Origin of the sequence: Desulfovibrio sp. 1188_IL3213, from assembly GCF_036763145.1 — a bacterium.
GTDB lineage: Bacteria > Desulfobacterota > Desulfovibrionia > Desulfovibrionales > Desulfovibrionaceae > Desulfovibrio.
On record NZ_JBAIYR010000598.1, the window covers coordinates 1 to 1130 of the forward strand.

Here is a 1130-nt window from a genome sequence, read left to right on the forward strand (position 1 = left end):
CCTGGGCCGCCCGTACATGGCGTGCCGCAGCAAAATCGTCCCCAGGCCCATGCGCCAGCACGAAGGCCGGACAAAAAGCGCGGCCAGAAAATCCACGCCATCAGGGCTGCAAAGGGCGGAAAAGGCGACTGCCTCACCGTGCCTTTCCAGCACGTCCAGATGCGATGACGGCAGACAGTGCTGCTGCATGGCGTCATGCTGGTGCTGCCACAGAGCCGGGTCCACAAAATCGTGGGCCAGCAGCGATGCCTCAAGCCAGATATCCGCGCAGGCCGCATAATGCCGGGCACTGAGGCCACGCACCAGCGTGATGCCGTCGGGCAGAATATTCATGAGGGGCCTCATCCCCGGCAGGCAAAGGCCGTATGCGGTACGCCGGAGAAAAATTTTTTGTGCTCCTCCACATGTTTAAGCAAGGCGGGGCGCGGCGTCAACGCACTCGCGGCCCCACTGAAAACGCTCGCCGAGGCACAGGCGTTTGCCCCCCCTCTTGGTTTTGTCATTTCCTTGGTGTAGCGTGCGCGCATGGACAAGAAAAAAATATCCCTTGTATCGCTCGGCCACCTGTCGTGCGACGTCAATGGCGGGGCCTTGCCCGCCATTCTGCCCTTCTTGCGCACCCACTACGGCCTGACATATCAGGCCACGGGCGGGCTGATGTTTGCCTATTCCTGCCTGTCGTCCATCATTCAGCCGCTTTTCGGCCTTATGGCAGACAGGCTCTCCAAGCCCTGGCTTATCCCCCTCGGCGTGTTCCTGGCAGGCATGGGACTGGCAGCAGTGGGCTTCATGTCCAGCTACTGGGCCATTTTTGCGGCCATCGGCCTGAGCGGCGTGGGCGCGGCCCTTTTTCACCCCGAGGGCGCACGCTTTGCCAACAAGGTCTCAGGCAAAAGCAAGGGCACCGGCATGAGCATCTTTTCCATAGGCGGTAACGCGGGCTTTGTTATCGGCCCGCTGCTCGCCACCTTTTTCCTGAGTTGGCTCGGCATGCCCGGAACCTTCATTTTCGGCCTGCTGGCAACGGTGATGGCCTCCATCCTGCTGCTGCTGATCATGCGCATGGTTGCGCCTGAAGCCGCTGCCGCCGCCCAACGCACCGCCACTGCCGCCTACGGCGCGCCGCAGGC

The 1130-nt window shown here is 62.2% G+C and carries 2 protein-coding genes; one reads left to right on the forward strand and one right to left on the reverse strand.

From position 1 onward, the window contains the following. A partial coding sequence (locus V6C16_RS13895; RefSeq protein ID WP_333543511.1) for a GNAT family N-acetyltransferase occupies nucleotides 1-333 on the reverse strand: 333 nt, incomplete at its 3' end. 192 nt (nucleotides 334-525) lie between these two features. Between V6C16_RS13895 and V6C16_RS13900 the strand changes: the two genes are divergently transcribed. After that, nucleotides 526-1130, forward strand: a 605-nt coding sequence (locus V6C16_RS13900) for an MFS transporter (RefSeq protein WP_333543512.1), incomplete at its 3' end; no start/stop codon positions are given.